The organism is Amycolatopsis kentuckyensis (assembly GCF_041679295.1).
GTDB classification, from domain to species: domain Bacteria; phylum Actinomycetota; class Actinomycetes; order Mycobacteriales; family Pseudonocardiaceae; genus Amycolatopsis; species Amycolatopsis kentuckyensis_A.
This window is the reverse complement of record NZ_JBGDMD010000001.1, coordinates 398,519-419,146: the sequence shown is the minus strand read 5'-3', so window position 1 is coordinate 419,146 and position 20,628 is coordinate 398,519. Positions and strand designations below refer to the sequence as shown.

At 72.6% G+C, this 20,628-nt stretch carries 18 protein-coding genes; 5 read left to right on the top strand and 13 right to left on the bottom strand.

The features are described from left to right. Positions 1 to 12 precede the first annotated feature (12 nt). Positions 13 to 4,227, top strand: a complete 4,215-nt coding sequence (locus ACERZO_RS01840; RefSeq protein WP_372660605.1) for a Tc toxin subunit A-related protein — start codon at positions 13 to 15, stop codon at positions 4,225 to 4,227. 1 nt (position 4,228) lies between these two features. Here the strand turns inward: ACERZO_RS01840 and ACERZO_RS01835 are convergent, their stop codons facing one another. From ACERZO_RS01835 to ACERZO_RS01820, 4 genes are read right to left on the bottom strand one after another with little or no spacing between them, the layout of a single operon-like run. Continuing rightward, positions 4,229 to 4,543, bottom strand: coding sequence for a DUF4387 domain-containing protein (locus tag ACERZO_RS01835; protein ID WP_372660602.1), 315 nt, complete (start codon positions 4,541 to 4,543; stop codon positions 4,229 to 4,231). Next, complete coding sequence (locus ACERZO_RS01830) at positions 4,536 to 5,894, bottom strand: acyclic terpene utilization AtuA family protein (protein WP_372660599.1); 1,359 nt, start codon at positions 5,892 to 5,894, stop codon at positions 4,536 to 4,538. Before ACERZO_RS01830 ends, ACERZO_RS01835 begins: the two co-directional genes overlap by 8 nt. A 20-nt stretch (positions 5,895 to 5,914) precedes the next feature. Beyond that, positions 5,915 to 6,853 carry a phosphoglycerate dehydrogenase gene (locus ACERZO_RS01825; RefSeq protein WP_372660596.1) on the bottom strand — a complete coding sequence of 313 codons (939 nt, stop codon included), beginning with the start codon at positions 6,851 to 6,853 and terminating at the stop codon, positions 5,915 to 5,917. Beyond that, positions 6,850 to 8,118, bottom strand: a complete 1,269-nt coding sequence (locus ACERZO_RS01820; protein ID WP_372660593.1) for an MFS transporter — start codon at positions 8,116 to 8,118, stop codon at positions 6,850 to 6,852. The genes ACERZO_RS01825 and ACERZO_RS01820 overlap by 4 nt, the downstream gene beginning before the upstream one ends. Positions 8,119 to 8,213: 95 nt before the next feature. On the opposite strand from ACERZO_RS01820, the gene ACERZO_RS01815 reads away from it, so the two are divergent. Next, positions 8,214 to 8,930 (top strand): GntR family transcriptional regulator, encoded by a 717-nt coding sequence (locus tag ACERZO_RS01815; protein ID WP_372660590.1) that lies wholly within the window; start codon positions 8,214 to 8,216, stop codon positions 8,928 to 8,930. A 189-nt stretch (positions 8,931 to 9,119) separates the two neighbouring features. Here ACERZO_RS01815 and ACERZO_RS01810 read toward each other — a convergent pair whose 3' ends face one another. Next, positions 9,120 to 10,199, bottom strand: coding sequence for a tartrate dehydrogenase (locus tag ACERZO_RS01810; protein ID WP_372660587.1), 1,080 nt, complete (start codon positions 10,197 to 10,199; stop codon positions 9,120 to 9,122). Between the two features lie 88 nt (positions 10,200 to 10,287). On the opposite strand from ACERZO_RS01810, the gene ACERZO_RS01805 reads away from it, so the two are divergent. Continuing rightward, complete coding sequence (locus ACERZO_RS01805) at positions 10,288 to 11,247, top strand: LysR family transcriptional regulator (protein WP_372660584.1); 960 nt, start codon at positions 10,288 to 10,290, stop codon at positions 11,245 to 11,247. A gap of 754 nt (positions 11,248 to 12,001) precedes the next feature. Here the strand turns inward: ACERZO_RS01805 and ACERZO_RS01800 are convergent. Genes ACERZO_RS01800 through ACERZO_RS01780 form a run of 5 tightly spaced genes read right to left on the bottom strand, consistent with a single transcriptional unit; the run spans position 12,002 to position 16,750 of the window. Then, positions 12,002 to 12,232 (bottom strand): anti-sigma factor family protein, encoded by a 231-nt coding sequence (locus tag ACERZO_RS01800; RefSeq protein WP_372660581.1) that lies wholly within the window; start codon positions 12,230 to 12,232, stop codon positions 12,002 to 12,004. Beyond that, the gene (locus ACERZO_RS01795) at positions 12,229 to 12,873 is read right to left on the bottom strand and encodes an RNA polymerase sigma factor (RefSeq protein WP_372660578.1); all 645 of its coding nucleotides are present in this window, start codon (positions 12,871 to 12,873) and stop codon (positions 12,229 to 12,231) included. The genes ACERZO_RS01800 and ACERZO_RS01795 overlap by 4 nt, the downstream gene beginning before the upstream one ends. A gap of 41 nt (positions 12,874 to 12,914) precedes the next feature. Beyond that, positions 12,915 to 14,105, bottom strand: coding sequence for a cation:proton antiporter (locus ACERZO_RS01790; protein WP_372660575.1), 1,191 nt, complete (start codon positions 14,103 to 14,105; stop codon positions 12,915 to 12,917). Positions 14,106 to 14,108: 3 nt separating this feature from the next. After that, positions 14,109 to 14,813: a flavodoxin family protein gene (locus tag ACERZO_RS01785; RefSeq protein ID WP_372660572.1), complete on the bottom strand. Its 705-nt coding sequence runs from the start codon at positions 14,811 to 14,813 to the stop codon at positions 14,109 to 14,111. 11 nt (positions 14,814 to 14,824) lie between these two features. After that, positions 14,825 to 16,750 (bottom strand): thiamine pyrophosphate-binding protein, encoded by a 1,926-nt coding sequence (locus ACERZO_RS01780; protein WP_372660569.1) that lies wholly within the window; start codon positions 16,748 to 16,750, stop codon positions 14,825 to 14,827. An 84-nt stretch (positions 16,751 to 16,834) separates the two neighbouring features. On the opposite strand from ACERZO_RS01780, the gene ACERZO_RS01775 reads away from it, so the two are divergent. Beyond that, positions 16,835 to 17,470, top strand: a complete 636-nt coding sequence (locus ACERZO_RS01775) for a hypothetical protein (RefSeq protein ID WP_372660566.1) — start codon at positions 16,835 to 16,837, stop codon at positions 17,468 to 17,470. On the opposite strand, the gene ACERZO_RS01770 is transcribed toward ACERZO_RS01775, so the two are convergent. After that, complete coding sequence (locus tag ACERZO_RS01770) at positions 17,436 to 17,975, bottom strand: TetR/AcrR family transcriptional regulator (protein WP_372660564.1); 540 nt, start codon at positions 17,973 to 17,975, stop codon at positions 17,436 to 17,438. The genes ACERZO_RS01775 and ACERZO_RS01770 overlap by 35 nt on opposite strands. A gap of 115 nt (positions 17,976 to 18,090) precedes the next feature. Between ACERZO_RS01770 and ACERZO_RS01765 the strand changes: the two genes are divergently transcribed. Then, positions 18,091 to 19,104, top strand: a complete 1,014-nt coding sequence (locus ACERZO_RS01765) for an SDR family oxidoreductase (RefSeq protein WP_372660561.1) — start codon at positions 18,091 to 18,093, stop codon at positions 19,102 to 19,104. A gap of 2 nt (positions 19,105 to 19,106) precedes the next feature. Here the strand turns inward: ACERZO_RS01765 and ACERZO_RS01760 are convergent, their stop codons facing one another. After that, positions 19,107 to 20,177, bottom strand: coding sequence for a sugar ABC transporter substrate-binding protein (locus ACERZO_RS01760; protein ID WP_372660558.1), 1,071 nt, complete (start codon positions 20,175 to 20,177; stop codon positions 19,107 to 19,109). 65 nt (positions 20,178 to 20,242) lie between these two features. Next, complete coding sequence (locus tag ACERZO_RS01755) at positions 20,243 to 20,602, bottom strand: hypothetical protein (protein WP_372660555.1); 360 nt, start codon at positions 20,600 to 20,602, stop codon at positions 20,243 to 20,245. Positions 20,603 to 20,628: the final 26 nt, after the last annotated feature.

Here is a 20,628-nt window from a genome sequence, read left to right as displayed (position 1 = left end):
CAGGAGGACGCCATGCCGGAACAGCTCGGATCCCGACCCAGCCTGGGGAGCGGCGTCGTCGTCGATCGGGGGCGGGGTGAACCCGTCGCCGGCGTGCGGCTCACCGTCCAGTTGAGACTCGACAGCTCCTGCGAACACGACGTCGCGGCCGGGATCAGCGATGCCGACGGGCGGTTTTCGCTCCTGCTGCAAGATCAGGTCGCGGACTGGCTGGTCCGGGTGGTCACCTGCGGCGACGGCGAACCGGTGACCATCCGGGGCGCGCTCGGCGACCAGCCGCCCCAGGAGCTGGGCACCACCCGGCTGGGTGAATTCCTGCAGCTCACCATCGACGTCCCCGCCGCCGACGTCGACTGGGCCGCGTTGGCCCGCGACGGCGAGGGCCGCGTCGACGAGCTGCTCGCCCTCGTCCGCGATCCCGCGGTGGTGCCCGACCAGGCCGTCCGCGTCCGGGCCGTGACCGAACTCGAGACCGCCTTCCTCGACCCGTCCGGCACGCTGAGCCGGTTCGGGACGCTTCCGCCGTGGCAGACGCTCGCCCACGACCTGCCCGCCTACGAAGCCGGCCTGGGCGACCACGCGGACGCCGAACCGGTCCGGCAGGCCCTGCTGGAACTGCGCTCCCGCTTGGAAAGCTTCGCCGATCTGTCCCAAGTGGACTGGCCGATCGACTTCGGCGCGCTGGGCCAAGCCGGGCTGGCGGACGTCCTCAACCGGTACGCCGACCGCTTCACCACCGATCACCTCCTCGACGGCCCGCGGATCGGCGCGCTGCTCCCGCTCGTCGGCTACCGCGACTACCTCCTCTCGGTGTGGACGAAGCTGTGCGCCTACGACGACTACTGGCTCCAGCAAGGCGGCGAGAAACCGCTGACCGCCGCGCAGGCCCGCGCCCAGCTGACCGCCCGCTTCCACCAGGACTTCACCACCCGCGACACGGCTCCGCGGCCGGCCGGCGAACTCGCGATCGGCGTCGTGACGCGCATCCTCACCGAACCCGCGCCGACCGGCTACGGCCTGCCCGCCGGCGCCCTGCCCGACCGCGGCGACCTCGACGCGCGGTCCTACCTGGACAAGCTGATCGGGCTTTCCGGCGTCACCACGAGAGAACTGGGCCTGCGGTTCCGGATCGACCTCGCCCGCGCCGACCAGGTGCCGAGCAGCCCGGTCGCCGAAAACGTCGCCACGCTGCTGGGTTTCTTCCGGGACAGCTTCCAGTCCCAGCCGGACCCGTTCCACACGCCGCCGGACGTGCGCAACCGCACGATCATCCCCGACGTCCAGCGCGGCCGGGCGCCGTTCTTCCTGGAGTACGAGGAGTGGCTGGCCGCGACCGCGCCCTTCCACCCCGAGAACGTCTTCTCGATGGGCCGGTCCCTGCGCGCCGCCGACCTGGCCGCGACCACTCCCGCCGAAGGACCCGCGAAAGCCTGGCAGGTCAAGGCGATCGCGGTGTTCGCCGACATCGCGAAGATCGAGAAACTGCTGCTGCAGAGCGAATACCCGCAGGCGCTGAACCTGCTCGACACGACGACGAACCGTGCCCTCGAGCTGGTGAAGGAGCAGCAGAAAGCCGGGTACCCGCTGGAGCCGCCGCTGCAGGCCCGCAAGCGCCGGACCGTCACCACCAAGCCGCAGCTGGCGGCCTTCGAGCGCTACCTGGGCTCCGGGTCGGCCTACGTGAGCGAGACGCCCTACGACTTCCCGTTCCCGGGTGACTGGACCGTCAAGCGGATGACCGCCGCCCTGGTGCTCCACGCGTTGTACTTCGCGTGGGTTTGGCGGTCGGACGCCCTGCTCGCCGTCGGCCGCTTCACCGAGGCCGCGAAGTGCCTCGAGGGCCTGAGCGCCGTCGCCGTCGGCGCGGCCGGCCAGGACGACCCGGCCGGGTACCAGGCGATCCAGAACGCCGGGGTGCCCGGGCTGTACACCGACGGGCCGCTGCCGTTCACCTTCGACCGCTCGGACCGGCCGCAGGTCGTGCAGCCCGACATCGAGGCACCCGACGCCGTCCCGTACGGAAGCCTCTACGACGAGTACAGCCAGCTGCGCCCGCCGAAGATCGCCGGGCTGCTGCACCGCGTCGACCGCCGGTTCGTGCTGCTGCGCCTGGGAACCGTACTGCTCGAATGGGCCGACGCGCTGTTCCGCGCCGACGATCCGGCGAGCACCGCGCGGGCGCGCGAGCTCTACAAGGCCGTGCTGTGGCTGCACGGCGACGATCCGCGCGTCAGCCCGGCCTGGCAGGCCGACGTCCTCACGCTGCTGGGCGGCTACACCAGCGCGTCGGCGAATCCGGCCGTCGTCGCGCAGGTCGGGCGCGCCCGGCTCGGCTTCACCCGGATCGAGGCCGGCCTGAACTACTTCGGCGGCACCGAGGAAACCGTCCCGGTGCAGCGCTACCGCACCCTCAAGGACGCCGCCGACCGGTTCGCCGCGCTGGCCAAGGCGGCCGAACGCGACTTCCTCGCCGCCACCGCGCACCTCGAAGACCTCGCGGTCGAACGGCTGCGCACGTCGAACCTGCTGGCGAAAGCCACCGCGCAGAAGGCGATCGCCGGGGAGCAGGCGCAGATCGCGGCCCACCAGGTGCAGGTCGCCCAGCAGCAGGTCACCGACGTCGAAGCGCAGATCGCGGCGAAGAAGGCCGAGATCGCCGACCACGACGGCTTCTTCGGCCAGCTGTCCGACTTCGGCTCGGGTCTGGTCAAGACGTTCACCGGGCTGCCGGGCTTCGCGACGAAAGGCATCGGCGAAGGCTTCGCCGCCGAAGCCGGGCTCGGCGACGCGTCCGCGTCCGGCCTGCTCGGGCTCGGCGCGGGCGCGTCGGTGCTCGCCGGCTTCGGGGCGTTCTACTACGCCGGCTACACGAGCATGTCCGGCATGGCCGCCGCCTACGCCGGGCGAGCCGGCGAGCTGAAACGCCTCCAGGACGTCGCACTGCCCTTGGCGCGGGGCAACGTCGAGGCCAAGCAGCGCGAAGTGACCATCGCCAAGCTGCAGGCCACCATCGCCGACGCCGACGTCCGGCTGGCCGGCGACCTCCTCGCGTTCGGCACCCTGCGCCTGCTCAACGCCGAGTTCTGGACCGCCGTCACGCAGGTGCTGCGGCGGGTCCTGCGCCGTTACCTCGACCTCGGCGCCTGGGCGGGCTGGCTCGCCGAGCGCGCGCTCGCGTTCGAACAGGACCGGCGGCTGCGGGTGCTCCGGATGGACTACCTGGCCCGCGACCTCGCCGGCGTCACCGGCGCCGACCAGCTCCAGGGCGACCTCGCCGAACTCGAAGCCACCCGCGTCGCCGGGGAACGCGCGCTGGTCCCCTACCGGTACGCGGTGTCGCTGGCCGAAGAATTCCCGCTCGCCTTCGGTGCCTTGAAGACGCGCGGACAATGTTCCTTCGCCACCACGGAAGCCACCGCCCGAGCGTTCTTCCCCGGCACCTTCGGGCACCGCGTGCGGAGCGTCGCCGTCGAGGTCCGGATGCTCACCGCCGGCCGCCGCGTCCGCGGCACCCTGGTCAACCACGGCGTTTCGCAGGCCAGTGTGGACGAAACCCTCACCACGCGCCCGCTGCTGCGGTTCGCCGACGCGATCGCCGTCTCCGAAAGCGGCACGCCGGTCCCCGAGGGCCACGACGTGCTCGGCCCGTTCGAGGGCATCGGCCTCGACACCGGCTGGACGCTGCACCTCGACCGCGAAGCGAGCGCCACCGCGTGGGACACGATCACCGACGTCGTCCTGCGGATCGACGGGCTCGCCCGCTTCTCCGACGCCCTCCGCCGCACCCCGGCGGCGCCCGCACCCCGCCGGCTGCTGCTGGTCTCCGCGGCCCGGTTCGCCCCGGCCGCACTGGCCGCCGTCAAGGCCGGCGGCGGCGGGCAGGTCGAACTCGACCTCGCCAAGATCCCTTATCCCGCCGAGGAAGGGAACCGCCGGATCGCCAACGTCCTGCTCGCGCTGCCGGGCAGCACCGGCCCCACGGTCACCGGCACGCTGGACCTCGCCGGCGCGACCGCGGCGTTCACGTTCGACGCCGGGACCGCGCTCTCCAACGGCGAACCCCTCCGCCTGCCCGGCAGCCCGACGCCGGACCAGCCCCTCAACGCCGTTCTCGGGGAACCGGTCGAGCAGCCGTGGCGGTTCACGCTCACGCCCGACCCGGGCGCCGACCTGGCCGGGCTGCAGGACCTCGTCGTCGGGGTCGAGTACACCGCCGACCCGGTCTAGCTCACGGCACCACCAGCCGCGCGAGGGGCACGTGGTGCTGGCCCGCGTGCATGTCGCGGTCGCGCAGCGAGCCCTGGCTGACCGGGCGGGGGAAGGAGATCTTGACGACGTTGAGCGACGGGATCCGGAAAATCCGGATCGTGTCCGGATCGACGCGGTACAGCGACGCGATCACCCGCTCGTTCAGGAACGTCTCGTCCGCTGCGATGCGATAGCCGTCGGCGTCGCGCAGGAACAGCTCCATCGTGACCCAGAACGGGCCCGCGTTCTTCGACCGGACTTCGTGGGCCAGGTCCGCCAAAGTGGTCTCAGGCATCGGTGGTCTCCCCGGTCTCGATGCGGAACAGCTCCAGCGGCGCGCAGTCCACGACGTGGTTCAGCACGAACTCGTACGCCGCGCCGCGCTCCACCTCCGCTGGCGACGACGCGAACGCGAAGCTCGGCAGGTAGTCCATCGACGGCGTCGGCAGGTGCAGCATCAGCGGGTTGGCCACCTTCGCCACCGCCGTCGCGGTCGCCTGGTCGGGCGCGTTGACCAGCAGCATCACGCCCACCTCGCGCGGCGGCCCGCTCTCGGGCTCCAGCTCGCCCAGCACCGCGTTGTGGCCGTACAGGCGCAGGTCGAACGCGTATTCGCCGTCGGTGAGGCCGAGGGTCTGGCCGACCCGCTGCGTGATCAGCGTGCGCATCAGCTCCGCCCAGGTGTCGATGTCGGCGAGGACCAGCGGGTCCCGGATCGCCGAGAACGACATCGTTTCGTACCCGGTGATCCGCGCGCCCTCCAGCTTGATCGTGTGCTGGGCGGCGTGGTGGAACTTCGACCCGGTGACGCGGACGATCCGGTCGTCGACGGCGGTGTACTCGGCGTCGCGGACGTCGAGGGTGCCGTCGGGTTCGCGCATCTCAAACGGGTTCGCGGTCTCGTAGAGCATGTGCGCGGCCACCGAGATCGGCGTGCACGCCGACGCCGGGTCGAGCGGCTCGATGGTGAACCCGTCGGCGTCGATCGTGGCCAGTACCCCGCCGGCGCGCGGGTTGCTGGTGCACTGGCCGCCGCATTCGATGATCTTGGCGGCGTGCCAGGTCGGGCCGGCCGGCATGCCCACCATCAGCGGGTAGGCGGCCGCGACCGCCGTGTCGGTCGCGCGGCCGGCGAGCACGACCTGGGCTCCCGCGCGCAGCGCCTCGACGATCGGCTCGTGCCCCATCGCGCCGACGATGTGCGTGCAGCTTTCGAGGGTCTCCGCGTCGAGATTTCCCAAGGGCGGCAACGGGTGGACGCGGTCCAGGTACTCCTTCAGGCCGGTGGCGTCCTGCTCGCTGTAGATCCGCGCCACCTGGAGGTCCAAGCCCTCCTCCGCCAGCACCTCCGCGGCGATCCCGGCGACCCAGTCGACGCCGGCGTCCGTCCCGCTGGTGCCGCACGAGCCCACGATGACCGGGATCCCGGCACCGGCCGCCGCCGTGAACAGGCTGCGCAGGTCGCGCGCCACCGCCTTGGCCGTCGTCTTCGCCGTCGCGGCGCCGAGGTAGTACGGGCCGGAGTCGGTCGAGCCGCCGTCGATGCTGATGACGTCGGCGCCCAGGGCGATGCCGCGTTCGACCGTCGCGTGGTCCCAGCCGGCGCCGAGCATCCCGCTCGGCGCCAGCACGCGAACCTTGTCCATGTCCCTCATCCCTCTGTCCCTCATCCCTCTCCGTTCACGGTGTGCCGGGCCCGGCCTTCGAGGGCCGCGACCAGTTCTTCGGCGCCGCGCAGACCGGCGGCCCGGCGTGCTTCGGCGGTCTGCCCGGCCAGGTGCGAGTAGACGACGATCCCGGCCACCTCCCGCAGCGGGCTGTCCGCGGGCAGCGGCTCTTCGCCCACGACGTCGAGCGCCGCGCCCGCGATCTCCCCGACGCGCACGGCCGCGACGAGCGCGTCCTCGTCGACGATCGCGCCGCGAGCGGTGTTGACCAGCAGGGCCGTCGGCTTCATCTGCTTGAAGGCCACCGCGTCCAGCAGGCCCCGGGTCCGCTCGGTCAGTGCCGTGTGGACGGACACGTAGTCCGAAGTGGACAGTAGTTCGGGCAGCTCGACGAACCGGACACCCGGCCCGCGCAGGCGGGAGGTGCACACGACGGTCATCCCGAAGGCGCGGGCCAGCGGGACGACGGCCCGCGCCGAAGCGCCGTAGCCGATGAGCCCGAGCGTCGACCCGCGCAGCTCGCGCCCTTCCGCACGCGGCCAGCCCCCGGCCGCCACCCCGGTGGCGGACTGCACGAGCCGCCGGGCGCCCGCGAGCAGCAGACCCATCGTGTACTCGGCCACGGCGTTCGCGTTGACGCCGGGCAGGTTGCTCACGCTGATGCCTTGGCGGGCCGCGGCTTCGACGTCGATGGAGTCGTAGCCGACACCGGTCCGGACGATGACCCGCAGCCGCGGCGTGCGGGCGAGCACGCCGGCCGTGAACGGCTCGTTGGCCACCAGCGCGGCGTCGATCCCGGCCAGGGCCGCGACCAGGGCTTCCGGGTCGCGCCGGCCGGTCTTCGGCGAGTACACGGGCTCCAGGCCGGCGGCGCGCAGGTACTCGTCGACCTCGTCCCCGGGACGCAGGTAGTCCGTGGTGATCAGGACGCGCGTCACAGGACACGTCCGTCGGTGCGGCGGCGCTGCAGCACGGCGACGCGGGCGACGAGCAGCACCGCGACCGCGGTGACCACCCCGACGTCGAGCAGCATGTACCGCCACCCGGTGACGTCGACCATGCCGCCGACCAGGGCCGGCCCGGCGAACCCGCCGCCCGACCAGCCGACGGTGTAGAGGCCGGAGTAGGTGCCCAGCACGCGGGCCGACGGGGCGAGGTTCCACAGCACGACCGCGGTGTTGACCATGAACGCCGCCGCGCCCACGGCCGCCACGCACATCGCCACGACGACGCCGGTGGGCGTGGCGATCGCGGTGCCCAGGACCATCGCGGCGGCGAACACCGCCATCCCCGCGAGGATCACCCGCAGCCGCCCGAAGCGCTCGGCGAGCAGGGCGACCGGGTAGGCGGCCACGAGGAAGGCCAGCCCGCTGGGCAGCGTCAGCCCGCCCGCGTCACCGCGGGACAGCCCCAGGGTCTCCATGCCGTAGTTGGTGATCAGCGACCGCGAGGCGAACCACGCGCTGCCGAAGGCGAAGACGGCGGCGATGACCAGCAGCCGGCTGCGATCGGCGTCGCGCACGATGTCGAGCAGGACGTCACGCATCCGCACCCGCGGCGAAGCCTCGCCGGGCTCGGCCCGGTCCTCCTCGAGCGCGGCCCGGTAGGCCGGCGACCGGCTGTCCCGCACCTTCCAGCCGAGCACGGCCACCGAGCCCACCATCAGGACGGCGGGGATCGCGAACGACAGCTTCGGGAAGTCGTCGACGAGGAAGAGGCTGATCAGCGCGGCGACGATCACCGTGATGCTGGAGGCGATCTTGACCGCCGCGTTGGCCCGGCTGCGCCGCTCGGGCGCGATGAAGTCCGGCAGCAGCGATTCCGCGATCGGCTTGAAGGAGTTCGCGACCAGCGCGTAGCCGAACATCGTGAGGACCAGCAGCGGCAGTGACGCCGCGGCGTGCGGGATGAGGACGAACAGCAGCGCCGCCACCGGCATGCCGACGACGAGGTACGGGATGCGCCGGCCCCACGCCGTGCGGGTGCCGTCCGAACGGTTGCCCATCCACGGCTGGACGAAGATGCCGAGCAGGTTGTCCATCCCCATCAGCGCGCCGATGAGCGCGGCGCTGCCGAGGTGCTCGCGCAGCAGCGGCGGCACCTGCGAGTCGTACAGGTTCCACGTCGATTCCTGGGCGAAGACGGCCAGGGCCACGAAGAACGTGATGCGCCCGGTCCGGACGCGCGGGGTGGTCAACGTCATCGTCGGCCCCTTCCGTAGGTCGTGACGGCCACCGTACTTTTGCTATAGCAAGATGGTCAATAGTTGCAAATGAGTTTTGCCGTAGGCTGTGCGGCATGATGGGCGAAGCACTGCAGACCGACACGCTGGCCGACCGCGTGTACCGCGCCCTCCGCGACGCGATCACCACCGGCGAGCTGCGCCCGGGGCAGAAGGTCACCGAGCGCGGGTTCGCCGAGCAGCTGTCGGTCAGCCCGACGCCGGTGCGCGAAGCCATCCGGCGCCTGGAGCAGGACGGCCTCCTCGAACGCGCCGGGCCCCGGACGGTCAAGGTGGCGATGTTCGGCGGCGTCGCCGTCCAGGACCTCGCGGAGGTCGAGGTGGGCCTGCGCGGGATGGTGGCCCGCTTCGCCGCGCGGCACGCGAAGCCCGAGCAGCTGGACCAGCTCGACGCGATCCTCGACGAAGCCGACGACCTGCTGATCCTCATCAAGCAGCGCCACGAGTCCGGCCAGGAGGTGGCCAAGCACGTCGGCCGGCTCTTCGACGCGGTGCAGCGGTTCAACGCGGTGGTCGAGTCGTGCGCGGGCAACCCGGTCCTCGTCCGGCTGCTCGACCAGACACGCGTGTTCTCCTCCCCGGAGCGGCGCTCGCGGGTGCTGGAGCGGGTGAGCGTGGACGAGACGTTCGGCTTGGACCGGTACACGACCCACCGGCAGCTGGTGCACGCGCTCCGGGCGGGCGATTCGGCGGCGGCCGAGGCGCTCGTGCTGGAGGACGCGCGGGGCGGGCTCGGCGACCTGCTGGCCGGCCCCACTCCCCCGGCCGGCTAGCTCGGGGGGGCGCGCTCGGCGAGGTGCTTGGCCACCCGCCGGGCCGGCCAGGCTGGTCCAGCGACATGAATGAGTCATTCATGTCGCTGGACGACGTGAATGACTCATTCATGTCGTCGCGGCCGGGACTGCTCAGGCTGGGCTCTCCCGGCATCGCGACCGGCCGACCCGGCCAGCCGGCCCGGCCGGCTAGGCCCGGCCGGCGATCCGCTCGGCGATCGCCACCCCCAAGCCCTCCGTGGTCCCCTGCCCACCGAGATCCGGGGTCCGCACGTCCGGCCGCTCGTCGAGCACCCCCTCGATCGCGGCCACCACGTCCGCCGCCGCGGTGGGCTCGCCCAGGTGGTCCAGCATCATCGCCCCGCTCCAGATCTGGCCGATCGGGTTGGCGATGCCGCGGCCCGCGATGTCCGGCGCCGACCCGTGGACCGGCTCGAACAGGCTCGGCCACGTGCGGTCCGGGTTGATGTTCGCGCTCGGGGCGATGCCGATCGTGCCGGTGCAGGCCGGGCCGAGGTCGGACAGGATGTCGCCGAAGAGGTTGCTCGCCACCACGACGTCGTACTTCTCCGGACTGAGCACGAACTTCGCGGCCAGGATGTCGATGTGGTCCTTGCCCGCGGTCACGCCGGGGTAGTTCGCCGCCATCGCGGCCGCGCGCTCGTCCCAGTACGGCATCGAGATCGAGATCCCGTTGCTCTTGGTCGCCCACGTCAGGCGCCGGCGCCGGGTGAGCGCCAGCTCGAAGGCGTACTTCAGCACCCGGTCGACGCCGACGCGGGTCATCACCGTCTCCTGCAGCACGGTTTCCCGTTCGGTACCTTCGAAAACGCGGCCGCCGACACTCGAATACTCGCCCTCGGTGTTCTCCCGGACGACCAGGAAGTCGATGTCGCCCGGCTCGTGGTCGCGCAGCGGCGCGCGCACGCCGCGCAGCAGCCGGACCGGCCGGAGGTTGACGTACTGGTCGAAGCCCCGGCGGACCTTGAGCAGGCTGCCCCACAGCGAAACGTGGTCGGGCACCACGTCCGGCCACCCCACCGCGCCGAAGAAGAGCGCGTCGAACCCGGCGAGCTGCTCGCGCCAGTCCGGCGGCAGCATTTCGCCGTGCTCGAGCCAATAGTCGGCGGAGGCGAACCCGAATTCGGTGGTGTCGAGGGCGAAGCCGTGCCGGTCGGCGGCGGCTCGCAGGCAGCGCAGTCCTTCCGGCACGACCTCGCGGCCGATGCCGTCGCCGGGGATGACCGCGATGCGGTAGCGGTGGGTCAACGGAGGCTCCTCGGAGTCGGGAACCTCCACTGTGGCCGGTGCCGCACAGGCCGGGCAAGACCGGCGGCGGCAACCTATCCTTTCCCCCATGGAAAGACTGGACGACCTCGCCTTCTTCCACGTGGTGGCCGGCCGCGAGACGCTCACCGCGGCCGCCCGCGAGCTGGACGTGTCCCTGCCCGTGGTGAGCAAGCGCCTCAAGGCCCTGGAACAACGACTCGACGTCCGCCTGGTGCACCGCGGGACGCGCCGGCTCACGCTGACGTCCGAAGGCGAGCTGTACGCCGCGCGCGTCGCGGAAATCCTCGACCAGGTCCGCGAACTCGACGACCTCGTCAGCCACCGCACCGGCGACCTGCGCGGTTCGATCGTCGTCCAGGCGACCCTCGGGTTCGGCCGCGCCCATGTCGCGCCGCTCGTCGGCGAGTTCACCGCGCTGCACCCGCGGGTGCGCGTCCGGCTTCACACGTCGGCGCTGCCGCTGCGGCCGCACCGGCGCGAGTTCGACCTGGCCGTGCACGTGGGCGTGCCACCGGACTCGACGCTGCGGATGCGGCGGCTGGCGCGCAACCGCCGGGTGCCGTGCGCGGCACCGTCCTATTTGGAGCGCCGCGGTACACCGGAGCGGCTCGAGGACCTGACCGGCCACGACTGCATCGTGCTGCGGGAGAACGAGGGCGACTTCGCGGTGTGGCGGTTCGGCTCCGCGGCCAACCCGCGCCAGGTGCGCGTGCGCGGCAGCCTGTCGAGCAACGACGGCGACGTCGTGACCGCCTGGGCGTTGGCGGGCCACGGCATCGCGATGCGCTCGGAGTGGCAGATCCGGTCCGATTTGGACAGTGGCGCGCTGGTCCGGGTGCTGCCCGGGGTACCGACCCCGCCCGCGGACGTCTACGCCCTCCTCGCCGACGACGTCCACGTACCCCGCCGGGTCGCCGAGCTGATCGACCACCTGGCCGCGCGCCTCCCGGAGCGGCTCCGGGAGATCCCGATCAGCCCGGCGACGAGCACCGCCAGTTCGGCGACGACGACCGCGGCGAAACCGTAGGCCGCGCCGGGACCGGCGGCGAAGTCTCCTCGCCGCAGGACGACCGCGATCGCGATGAGGGTGAGCATGACCGTCTGCACCTCGAGCTGCAGCCGCACCCGCGACGCCCGGCCGTCCATAGCGACGAGCACGTTGGCCAGGCCGAGGGCGTACACCGCGGCCAAGGTGCGCGCGGTCAGCGGCGTGACCGCCCACGGCCACAGCGCGCCCACCTCGGCCGGCCGGGCGAACAGGCCGGCCGCCACCACCAGCTCGGCCAGCCCGGTCACGCCGAGCACGATCCGGACGGCCGACGGCAGCCGGGGATCCGGGGCGACGACCGCGCCGCGGGCCGCCCGGGCGTTCGCGGCCGCGATCACCACCACGAAGACGGGTGCGGCGAAGTACAGCGCGGCCCACGCGACGAACGAGACGTGGCCGTGGGTGAACCGGTCCCAGTGCAGCACCGTCGTGACGCCGAGCAGGGACGCGAACAGCGCCACCGGCGGGAATCCGAGCGCGACCTCCGACCACCGCTTCGCCGCCGCCACGCGGGCGAAGAAGAACGCGCCCCCGAGGTAGACCGCGGCCAGCAGCATCGCGGTGAGCGGCGGCTTGATCCCCCAGGCGAACAGTTCGAGCGTCCGGGTCGGCAGCAGGTAGCAGAGCACGAACGCCGCGATCAGGAACGGCACGATCACGAGGGCGAGCACCCGGGTGGCGGGCCGGACGCGATCGGCGGAAGGGTCTGCAGAGGACTGTCGTGGCGTGGTGGTCATCGGGCGTGCCAATCGCGGAAGGCGTCGAGGACGCTGTCGCGGACCCCGGCCGAAAGGGTTTCGGCCGGGAGCGAGCCGAGTTCCGCGATCGTGGTGCGGAACTGGTCGAGGTAGGTTTCGCACCCCTCGCACAGCGCCAGGTGCTCGACGAAACGGGCTTCGGTCTCCCGATCGAGCGCTCCGTCGAGGAAGGCGGTGACGAGTTCGACGAACTCTTCGCACGTCATGCCGGTTTCCCCTCGGCACCCAGGTATTCCGCGAGCCGCTCGCGGACCACCGCCCGCGCGCGGTGCAGGAGCACCCGCTGGTTGGCCGCGGTGATCTCGAGCAGCGCGCAGACCTCGTCGGCGCTGTGGTCGGCGACGTCGCGGAGGCTGATGACGGCGCGCTGGCGGGCGGGCAGCTCGTCGAGCGCGCCGGCGATCACCTCCCGGACTTCCAGCGCCAGGGCGGTGTTTTCCGGCGACGGCCAGCCGGCGGGGAACTGCCGCCAGCCACCGGGGTAGGGGTCGTCCGGGCCGCGGAACCGGGCCGGGTCGACGGTGGGACCGCGGTCTTCGCCGTCGGGCGCGAGGCTGGCCCAGGGGATGCAGCGGTGTTCGGCGGCGCCGCGTTTCTTGGCCGTGTTGACCAGGATCCGGTAGACCCACGTCTTGAACGCCGAGCGGCCCTCGAACGCGTCGAGGCTCTTGACCACGGCGAGCCACGTGTCCTGGACGACTTCTTCGGCGGACGCGTGGGTGGAGACGAACGAGCGGGCCAGCCGCAGCATCGGCGCCGACCACGCGTCGAGGACGGCGGCGAAGGTGCCGTCGTCCCCGCCGCGCAGCGCGGCGACGAGTTCGGTGTCCGGCGGAAGCGCGCTCACCAGCCGAATATAGCCGCGAAAACGCGCGAAACAGGTGACGGTCATCTTACGGCCACCCGGTCCCGGGACCGCAGCAGCGACAGCGCCCCGGCGGGGAACAGCAGCACCGAAAGCAGGCCGGCGCACACGAGCGCGGCCGCGGTCACCGGGGTCATCAGCCCGGTGAGGACCCCGATCTGGGTGGCGGTGACCAGGAACGGCAGCGACGTCGCCTGCAGCAGCCCGGCCGCGATCGCTTGCCGGGCCCCGAATTCCCGCGCGAACAGCAACGCCGGGACGCCGCGCGCGAGCAGCAGCGCGACCAGGAACAGCGGGACCCGGGCGAGTGCGGCCGCGTCGGCGAGCAGCCCGGACAGGTCGAGCCGCAGACCGCTGGTGACGAAGAAGACCGGCACCAGGAAGCCGTACCCGATGGCGTCGAGCTTGACCCGGAACCGCGGGTGCGACGCCGAGTCGCGGTCGAGCAGGCCGACCACCGCGCCCGCGAGGAAAGCGCCGAGAATGCTTTCCAGGCCGAAAGTTTCGGCCAGCGCGACGAACGCGACCAGCAGCACCACGGCCGCGCGGACCCGGATCTCGGCCGTGGTGTCCTGCAGCAGCAGCAAGGTCGCGCCGAGCCGGCGCGACCGGCCGGCCAGCGCGACCGCGACGGCGGTCACGACGACCAGTCCCGCGAACGCGACGAGCAGCACCAGCCGCGAGCCGGTGCTGCCGCCGGAGGCCGAGAACAGCAACGAGACCAGCAGAACGGCGGCGAAGTCGGCCACCGACGAGGCGGCGATGACCGCCTGCCCCAAGCCGCCTTCGGCCTGCCCGGCGTCCTTGAGCACCGGTACGACCAGGCCGAGCGAGGTCGCCGACAGCGCCACCGCGATCAGCAGCGGGCTCTGCACCCACCCCGCGGCGGCGAAGCCCGCGCCCGCGGCGAGCCCGAGCGCCAGCGTGAGGACGTAGCCCAGCAGCGCCACCCGCAGGGCCCGGCCGCGCAGCCGGTGGACGTCGATCTCCAGTCCCGCCAGGAAAAGCAGGAAGGCGAGCCCGAGCAGGGCGACGATCTGCACCGGCAGGTCCGGCTCGATCCAGCCGAGCCCGGACGGCCCGAGCGCGATCCCGGCCACGATCTCCAGCACCACGGCCGGCACGCGCAGCTTCGGCGCGAGGCCGAGCAGCAGCGGCGCGGCGAGCGCGATGGCCGCGACCGCGAACAGGTTGACGAAGCCGACGCCCGGCATGACTCAGCGGTATTCGGGGTTGGTGAAGTCGAAGCGGCAGCCGGCGTCCCACTCGCTGCGCTGGTTGCCGTGCGCCGGGATGCCGCCCGCGTCCTTCAGCATCCGCGCCAGGTGCAGCAGGTTCCACGTCATGAACGTGGTGTTGCGGTTGGTGAAGTCGTTCTCCGGGCCACCGGAGCCCGGGTCCAGGTAGGACGGTCCCGGGCCCGCCTCGCCGATCCAGCCCGCGTCCGCCTGGGGCGGGATCGTGTACCCGAGGTGCTGGAGGCTGTAGAGGACGTTCATGGCGCAGTGCTTGACGCCGTCTTCGTTGCCGGTGATCAGGCAGCCGCCGACGCGGCCGTAGTAGGCGTACTGGCCGGCGTCGTTGAGCAGGTGCGAGCAGGCGTAGAGCCGCTCGATAACCTGTTTCGTGACGGAACTGTTGTCCCCCAGCCAGATCGGCCCGGCGAGCACCAGGATGTCCGCCGCCATCACCTTTTCGTAGATGGCCGGCCAGGCGTCGGTGGCCCAGCCGTGTTCGGTCATGTCCGGCCAGACGCCGGTGGCGATGTCGTGGTCGATCGCGCGCAGCACCTCGACCCGCACGCCGTTCTTCTCCATGATCCCGCGGCTGACGTCGATCAGGCCGTCGGTGTTGCTGGGCTCGGGCGAGCGCTTGAGGGTGCCGTTGAGGAACAGGGCGCGCAGGTCGTCGTAGCTCGGCATGGTCGTCCCTTTCAGAGGAGTTCGGCGTCCTGTTCGACGCAGAGCAGGGTGGGGCCTTCGGCGGCGAAGAGCGCGGTCATGGCGTCGTCCAGCTGCTCGCGCGCGGTGACGCGGATGCCTTTGGCACCACACAGTTCCGCGTACGCGGCCCAGTCCGGGTTGACCAGCGACGTCTGCCACACCGGGTAGTCCCCGGCGAGCTGCTCCTTGCTGATCTTGCCGAGCGCGTTGTTGTTCAGCAGCACGTGCTTCACCGGGATGCCGTACTTCACGGCCGTGGTCAGCTCGGTCGCGTACTGGCCGAACCCGCCGTCGCCGGTGACGGCCACGACCGGCCGCTCCGGCGCCGCCGCCCAGGCGCCGAGGGCCGCCGGGTAGCCGAAGCCGATCGAACCGAGGTAACCCGACATCAGCACCGGCTGGCCCTTCGACTCCAGGTAGCGGCCCAGCGAGTAGGCGTGGTTGCCGACGTCCACGGCGACCACCGCGTCCTCGGGCAGGTGGCGCGACAACGCGTCGAAGACCGCCGCGGCCGAGACCCCGCGGCCGCGGTCGTCGGCCACCCGGCGGGCCTTCTCCGCACGCCAGATCGCCCAGCGGGCGGCGACGTCGGCCCGCTGGTCTTCGGCCTTCGCCTCCCCCAGTTCGGCCGCGAGCGCGTCGAGGGCGAGCCGGGCGTCGCCGAGCAGCGACGCGGTGACCGCGTCGAACCGGCCGATCGCGCCCGGGTCGTCGTCGAGCTGCAGGATCGGCTTGTAGGCGGCGATGCCGGTGTGGTTGCTGAAGGACGCGCCGACCGCGACGATCAGGTCGGCTTCGTTCATCAGCCAGCTGGCCACCGGCGTCCCGCTGCGGCCCAGCACGCCCGCCCCGAGCGGGTGGGTGTCGGGCACCAGGCCCTTCGCCTTGAACGTGGTGAGCACCGGCGCGCCGAGGCGTTCGGCCAGCGCCGTGACCTCGGCGGCCGCGCCGCGGGCGCCGTGTCCCACGACGAACACCGGCCGGCGAGCGTCCCGCACGAGCGCGGCGGCCACGGTGACGGCGGCGGCGTCCGGTCGCCCGCCCCGGCCCGCGCGCCGGCCCTCCGGGGTGGCCGCCGGCGCGTCGCTCGGCTGCGCCTGGACCTCGTCCGGCAGCACCAGGTGCGCCACGCCCCGCCGGTCGAGCGCGTGCTTGACCGCGAGCGCCGCGAGCTCGGCGTGGTCGCTTCCACTGTGGACGGTCGTGGTGGACACGGCGACGTCGCGGAACACCGTGGAGAGGTCGACGTCCTGGAACGCGCCCCGGCCGAGCACCTTCGACGGCACCTGCCCGGAGATCGCGAGCACCGGCGCGCCGTCGAGCTTGGCGTCGTAGAGGCCGGTGAGCAGGTTCGTCGAGCCCGGCCCGGCGATCGCGAAGCACGCCGCGGGCCGGCCGGTGAGCTTGCCGTACGCGCTCGCCGCGAACGCCGCCGCGCCCTCGTGCCGGATCCCGACGTACGTCAGCTCGCCGCGGGCTTCGGCGCGGCGCAGGGCCTCGGCGAACCCGAGGTTCGAATGCCCGACCATGCCGAACACGTGCCGCACGCCCCAGGCGACGAGTGTCTCGACCAGGACGTCGGCCACCGTCCGCACCGCGGGCGCCGGTTCCGGCAGCCGGACGAAGACGCCGTCCGCGCGTTCCTCGACCGGGTAGGTCGGCACCGCGTCGCCGAACCCACCGGGCGACTCGCCGGTGACCGGGTCGTAGTCGTAGCCGTGCCAGGGGCAGCGCAGCCAGCCCTTCTCGATCGAGCCCTCGCCGAGCGGGCCGCCCTGGTGCGGGCAGTGGTTCTCCAGCGCGCCGAGCCGGGCGCCGCACCGCGACAGCGCGACGCTGCGCCCGGCCACGGTGACGCTGCGGACCCGGCCGTCCGCGGGTACGTCGGCGGGATCCACCCGATGCCACTCCGCCATGTAACGCCTCCTGGGTTCGGGGACACTGCGGTGACGGCAGGCTCAGTGCCCGGAACCCTCCCGGGCGTTACACGAGGAGTTCGGATGGACTGGGAACCGACGCGACGGTCGCTGCACGGCGTGGCCGAGCTGCTGCTCGCGGGCCCGCAGCACCGCGCGACCGGGCGCATCGACCTGGCCGTGGCCGACGGTGGGTTCGCGACGGCCGCCGAACCCGCGTTGCGCGTCGAAGGGGACGAGCTCCTGGCCGGCGGCACCCGCGTGCGGCTCGCCGGGCGCACGTACGCCGATGTGGGGGCGGAGGCGGGGCTCGAGGCGGGTGCACCCGTGGGCGTCTACTCCGGCGGTCCCGGCATCCGGCCGGACGAGACGATCGTCTTCGCCGCCGACGCGCTGAAGCTGCTTCTCCAGGCCTTCGCCGACGGCGACCGCGCGCTGCGCGAGTTCGCGCCCGGGTCGGTGCCGATCCTGTGGCCGGAGCACTTCGACGTCGCGATCGCCCTCGACGAGGTGAACTACGGCGTCTCCCCCGGCGACGGCCACCTCGGCGAGCCCTACGCCTACGTCGGCCCGTTCACGCCGCGGCACGGCGAGTTCTGGAACGCGCCCTTCGGCGCCGCCCGTCCGGTCGCCGACCTCGGCGGCGGTTCCGCGATCGCCGCCTTCTTCGCCGAGGGCCGTGCGCTCACCGCCGACGGGCGCTCAAACCGTCCAGGATGAGGGCGAGCATCGACGCCGACCGGTCCTCCGGGCCCAGGGCGGCCCGCCAGAGGGCACCGGTGAGCTGCAGGAAGTCGCGGGGGTCGGCGTCGGCGCGGATGGTGCCGTCGGCTTTGCCCGCGTCGAGCAGCCGGGTGATGGCGGCGATGACCGGGCCGTAGGTCTGCTCGGTGATCGCCTGGTGCGCGCCGGGGCTGAGCGCGTCGCCGAGGCCGTGCTTCTTCCGCATGGCCGCCACCAGGTCGACCGTCCAGTCCCGCAGCGCCTCCAGCGGCGGCCGCTTCGCGAGCAGCTCCTCGACCGACTCGAGGAGCCGGTCGACTTCGTGCTGGTAGATGGCCAGCACGAGCGCCTCGCGGGTCGGGAAGTTGCGGTAGAGCGTGCCGGGCCCGACACCGGCGAGCTGCGCGATCCGGTTCATCGAGACGTCACCCCCTTCAGTGAACGCCTCGCGCGCGACCTGCAGGATGCGCGCCCGGTTCTCCCGGGCGTCCGAGCGGACCATGGGCCTCCTTGCTATCCGGAGAGGTCTCCATTACTTTATGTGGAGACGTCTCCAGAACCATAGGCGAGCGGCCCGGGCCACGCCAGCTCCTACTCCCGACTTTGCGAGGTTTTCCATGGCTGAAGTACTGGTCACCGGCGGTTCCGGCTACCTCGGCAGCTGGTGCGCGCTGGCGCTCCTGGCCGACGGGCACACGGTCCGCACGACGGTGCGCGACCTGAAGAAGGAGCCCGCGGTGCGGGCGATGCTGCACGCCGGTGGAGCGCCCGCGGACGCGAAACTGACCGTCCTGCAGGCGGAGCTGCGGCAGGACGCCGGCTGGCGCGAGGCCGTCGAAGGGTGCGACTACGTGCTGCACGTCGCCTCGCCGACGCTCACCACCCTCTCCCAGAGCGACGAAGACATGGTCGCGCCCGCCCGCGACGGCGTCCTGCGCGTGCTGCGGGCCACGCGCGAGGCCGGGGTGAAGCGAGTCGTGCTCACGTCGGCGTTCGGCGCGATCGGAATGGGGCACCCGGAGAAGTCCCGGGTCTTCACCGAGGAAGACTGGACCGACGTCGACGCCGGCGTCGCGCCGTACCAGAAGTCCAAGACCCTGGCCGAAAAGGCGGCGTGGCAGTTCGTCGCCGAGCACGGCGGGATCGAGCTGGCCGTCGTGAACCCGGTGGGGGTGCTCGGGCCGGTGCTGGGCCCGGACTACTCGCCGTCGCTCGGACTGGTGAAGCGGATGCTGGACGGGGCGATGCCCGCGCTGCCGAAGTTCGCCATGGGCTACGTGGACGTGCGCGACGTCGCGGACCTGCACCTGCGCGCGATGACCGACCCGGCCGCGGCGGGCGAGCGGTTCCTGGCGATCTCCGGGCACAGCCTGTGGGTGCGCGAGATCGCGGCGATCCTGCGCTCCCGGCTGGGCGATCGGGCGGCGAAGGTCCCGACGCGAGAACTGCCGGTGTGGACCGCGCGGGTCCTCGCGCGCGTCAACCCCGGGCTGCGCGTCCTCGGTCCCCAGCTGGGCCGGAACCACGACGCGTCCGCGGAGAAGGCCCGGCGGGTGCTGGGCTGGTCGCCGCGGCCGATCGCCGACACCATCGCCGAGACCGCGGAAAGCCTCCTGGCGCTCGCGGCCTGAGCTCAGCGAGCCTCGTACAGCCCGGCGTCCAGGATCGTCCGGCGGGGCACGGTGTGGCCGCGGTGCATCTTGACCAGCAGGTCGACGGCGCCCACGGCGAGGCGGTGCGTGTCCTGGACGACGGTGGCCCGCAGCGCGCTGCCGCCGGTGTCGATCAACGTCCGGGCTTCGAGGACGCCGTCGATGCCGACCACGACCGTCTCGCGGGTGGCCGCCGACGGAGTGGCCAGGAGGGCGTCGACCGCGCCCAGCGCCATCTCGTCGTTGGTGCAGAAGATCGCGTCGAGACGCCCGTCCGCGGGCAGCTGCCGGAGGTGGGCCCGGACCGCGTTGTAAGCGCGTGAACGCACGAAGTCGCACCGGTCGTCGACGGTGATCTCGACATCGGCCAGCGCGGCGCGCAGCGCTTTTTCGCAGCGCTGCTGCCGGCTGTCGTGTTCCCGGCTGGCGACGATCAGCACGCGTGGGCCGGGCCTCCCGCGCAGCCGCTTGACCAGCCAGTTCCCGGCCAGCTCCCCGAGTTCGCCGGTGTCGTAGCCGATGAACGCGGTCTTGGCCGGGTATTCGGCTTCACTGGGAAAGGGCTCGAGATCGGCGAAGACGACAGGCAGGCGGGATTCCCGGCAGAACGTCGCCAGGTCCTCACGCAGCCGGAGCACTTCGCCGGCGATGATGATGCCGCCGATGTAGGCGTCCTTCCGGCTGAGGACGCGGCGCAGGTGGTGTGCCTGCGCGCCGGCGTCGTAGTCCAGGTCCGGCACGCGGAGGACGAGGTCGACGTCGTTGCGGTCGAGCGCGCTGTGCACCTGCTGCACCAGATCGGCCACGTAGTACTTCTGGGTGAAGGCCGAGGTCATCATGAACGCCGCGGCGGAGCGCTTCCGGGTGCGCCGCAGCGCGACCCAGAAGATCCCGGCGACGACGGCGGACACCACGGCGGACCACAGCACCGTGGCGCCGGCCGAGATCCCGGCTTGCAGCGCCTTGGTGAGCACGGCCAGGATGACGCCGCTCAGCACGGACGTCGTCACCGCGAACAGCGCCGGGGTGCGGTCGCGATCCAGCCGGGCCATGGTCGGCTCCCCCTCCGTCGGCGGCGCTGTCCCGGAGGGCGATGATACGGCGGCGGGCTAGCCGGTCACCGGAAAAGGGCCGAGGCGGCGCACAGCGCGGCCCACGTCGTGGCGAACGCGGCGACCTTCCGGCGGGCGGACCGGTCGGGCAGGTTCGTCCCGAAGACGACCGCGTCGGCGGCGTCGGACGCCACCCGGGCGGCGAGCGCGACCCGCAGGGGCTTCCCGACGGGGGCGAACACCATCGCGAGGCCGATCGCCGCGTCGCGGGCGCCGATGCCCGCGGTGAGCGTCCGCACGGCGGCGGTGACCTCGCCGGCCGGCGTCGTCAGGCCGCAGGGTTTGGCCAGCACGCGCGGTGCGGCGATGATCGTGACGCTGTAGGCGGCGGTCACCGCTCCGAGAACGCGGGTCAACGCGGGCATCGGCCACTCCTTCGGTCCGTGGGGTT

Coding starts and splice junctions, on each gene's coding strand:
- ACERZO_RS01785 (WP_372660572.1), bottom strand. CDS start 14,813: ATGCCGAGCTACGACGACCTGCGCGCCCTGTTCCTCAACGGCACCCTC.
- ACERZO_RS01780 (WP_372660569.1), bottom strand. CDS start 16,750: ATGGCGGAGTGGCATCGGGTGGATCCCGCCGACGTACCCGCGGACGGC.
- ACERZO_RS01800 (WP_372660581.1), bottom strand. CDS start 12,232: ATGACGTGCGAAGAGTTCGTCGAACTCGTCACCGCCTTCCTCGACGGA.
- ACERZO_RS01775 (WP_372660566.1), top strand. CDS start 16,835: ATGGACTGGGAACCGACGCGACGGTCGCTGCACGGCGTGGCCGAGCTG.
- ACERZO_RS01770 (WP_372660564.1), bottom strand. CDS start 17,975: ATGGTCCGCTCGGACGCCCGGGAGAACCGGGCGCGCATCCTGCAGGTC.
- ACERZO_RS01755 (WP_372660555.1), bottom strand. CDS start 20,602: ATGCCCGCGTTGACCCGCGTTCTCGGAGCGGTGACCGCCGCCTACAGC.
- ACERZO_RS01835 (WP_372660602.1), bottom strand. CDS start 4,543: ATGCCTGAGACCACTTTGGCGGACCTGGCCCACGAAGTCCGGTCGAAG.
- ACERZO_RS01805 (WP_372660584.1), top strand. CDS start 10,288: ATGGAAAGACTGGACGACCTCGCCTTCTTCCACGTGGTGGCCGGCCGC.
- ACERZO_RS01820 (WP_372660593.1), bottom strand. CDS start 8,118: ATGACGTTGACCACCCCGCGCGTCCGGACCGGGCGCATCACGTTCTTC.
- ACERZO_RS01830 (WP_372660599.1), bottom strand. CDS start 5,894: ATGGACAAGGTTCGCGTGCTGGCGCCGAGCGGGATGCTCGGCGCCGGC.
- ACERZO_RS01840 (WP_372660605.1), top strand. CDS start 13: ATGCCGGAACAGCTCGGATCCCGACCCAGCCTGGGGAGCGGCGTCGTC.
- ACERZO_RS01815 (WP_372660590.1), top strand. CDS start 8,214: ATGATGGGCGAAGCACTGCAGACCGACACGCTGGCCGACCGCGTGTAC.
- ACERZO_RS01765 (WP_372660561.1), top strand. CDS start 18,091: ATGGCTGAAGTACTGGTCACCGGCGGTTCCGGCTACCTCGGCAGCTGG.
- ACERZO_RS01760 (WP_372660558.1), bottom strand. CDS start 20,177: ATGGCCCGGCTGGATCGCGACCGCACCCCGGCGCTGTTCGCGGTGACG.
- ACERZO_RS01790 (WP_372660575.1), bottom strand. CDS start 14,105: ATGCCGGGCGTCGGCTTCGTCAACCTGTTCGCGGTCGCGGCCATCGCG.